This is a genomic window from Kitasatospora sp. NPDC056783, assembly GCF_042789895.1.
In the GTDB taxonomy this organism is placed as follows: domain Bacteria; phylum Actinomycetota; class Actinomycetes; order Streptomycetales; family Streptomycetaceae; genus Kitasatospora.
In genome coordinates, this window is record NZ_JBHUAF010000674.1 from 1 (window position 1) to 1,819 (window position 1,819).

Here is a 1,819-nt window from a genome sequence, read left to right on the forward strand (position 1 = left end):
GGGCCGGCGGTCGCCTGTTCACCCGGTCGGCCCCGGCTCGCCTTCCCCGCTGACGCTTGGACCGACTTCGTCGAGTTCACCCGGAACATGTCTCCCAGCGTCGACTGAGGCCGCGGCAGCCCGTGCTAACGTCCCCGGGGCGGCGCGACGGCGTCGGCCCCGGACGAGACGTGCGCCGTACCCGGCCTGGCAAGACGACGCACTGTGGAGGCGTCATGTCCGCTGCCGGTACCCCGATCACCCGTCCGCTGGACGTGCGGTGGATCCACGGCTCCCCGTCCGCGAAGCACAACACCGACCCGGACATCCAGGTCCACGAGTACGACGAGCACACCGTCATCCTGCGGCAGAACAAGGCCGTCCACTACGAGGCGCCGTTCGTCTTCCTGTTCTTCGGGGCGGACCGCGCGGTGCTGATCGACACCGGGGCGACGGCCGAGGCCGCGTACTTCCCGCTGCGCGCCACCGTGGACGAGCTGGTGGAGAAGTGGCTCACCCGCAACTCCCGGCCCGCTGACGACTACGAGTTGCTCGTCCTGCACACCCACGCGCACGGGGACCACATCGCGGGCGACGGCCAGTTCGCCGACCGGCCCGCCACCACCGTGGTCGGCGCGCGACTCACCACGGCCTGGCCGTTCTTCGGTTTCGACCAGGACGCCGAAGGCGTGTCCCCGGTCGACCTCGGCGGCGGACGGGTACTGACGTGCCTGGCCACCCCGGGACACCACGAGGCCTCGGTCACCTTCTACGACCCGTGGACCGGCTTCCTCCTCACCGGCGACACCGTCTACCCGGGGCGGCTCTACATCAACGACTGGCCGGCCTTCGGGCGGACGATCGAGCGGCTGATCGCCTTCACCGAGAGCCACCCGGTGACGCACGTCCTCGGCTGCCACATCGAGATGACCCGCGAACCCGGCGTCGACTACCCGATCCGCACCACCCACCAGCCCGACGAGCCCCCGCTCCAGCTCACCGTCGCCCACCTGCACCGGATCCGCGCCGCCGTCACCGAACTCGGCGACCGGCCGCGCCGCTACCCGCTGGACGACCTGATCCTCTGGCCGCACGAGTGAACCCCCGAGGGCCCCGAGGTCGGTCGATCCCGGTAGGGCACCAGGCGCGCCAGGTCCAGTTCGAAGTCGAACGGCGCGGGGATGTGGTCCGGGTGGGGCGTGTGGTGGTGACGGGGTCGGCCGAGCCGCAGGGTGGCCGAGTGCCGGCCGAAGCGAGTAGCGGGGTCGGCTTGTCCGACGATCCGACCAGGGCTCAGACTGACACCCATGTCAACTGATCGAACCGCCCGGATCCTCGGAGCCGTCGTCGGGCTCGTGTTCGTCCAGACCGGCGCGGGCACACTGCCCCCGGCCGTCGAGGTGGGGCTGCGGGTGGTGTCGCTGGGCGCGTTCATCGCGCTGTTCGGGCTCTGGAACCGGTGGGACGGCAGCGAGGCCACGCTGGACCGGACCGGAGGCCGGCCGACGAACGCCGTCGGGCGCGACTACCAGTTCATCCCGGCTGCCGAGGTGGCCGCGATCGTCGCCGGTACCGCGGTGGCCAACCTGCTGCTGCACAACCCGCTGGCCGCCGCGCCCTGGATCGCCACCGTCGTGAGCGCGCACCTCTTCGTCCTCGCGGCGCTCTGGCAGCGGCCCTCGCTGCGCCTCCTCGGCGGCACGATGACGCTGTGCTCGCTGGCGGGCCTGGTACTGGCCCTCGGCGACGCGCCGACGGCGGCCGTCGGCGCGGTCGCCGGGGTCGTCCCGGGGCTGCTGCTCCTGGGCTCGCTGTGGTGGTGGTCCGGCCGGGCGCGTTC

2 protein-coding genes and 1 riboswitch are annotated in these 1,819 nt (G+C 72.3%); both genes read left to right on the forward strand.

The features are described 5' to 3' along the window. Positions 1 to 136 precede the first annotated feature (136 nt). A riboswitch (guanidine-III (ykkC-III) riboswitch) is annotated at positions 137 to 204 on the forward strand. Positions 205 to 215: 11 nt separating this feature from the next. Beyond that, entirely contained in the window at positions 216 to 1,079 is an 864-nt protein-coding gene (locus tag ACFRMQ_RS40500) for an MBL fold metallo-hydrolase (protein WP_380735925.1), read from the forward strand. Between the two features lie 207 nt (positions 1,080 to 1,286). After that, on the forward strand, positions 1,287 to 1,819 hold a 533-nt coding region (locus ACFRMQ_RS40505), incomplete at its 3' end, for a hypothetical protein (RefSeq protein ID WP_380735926.1).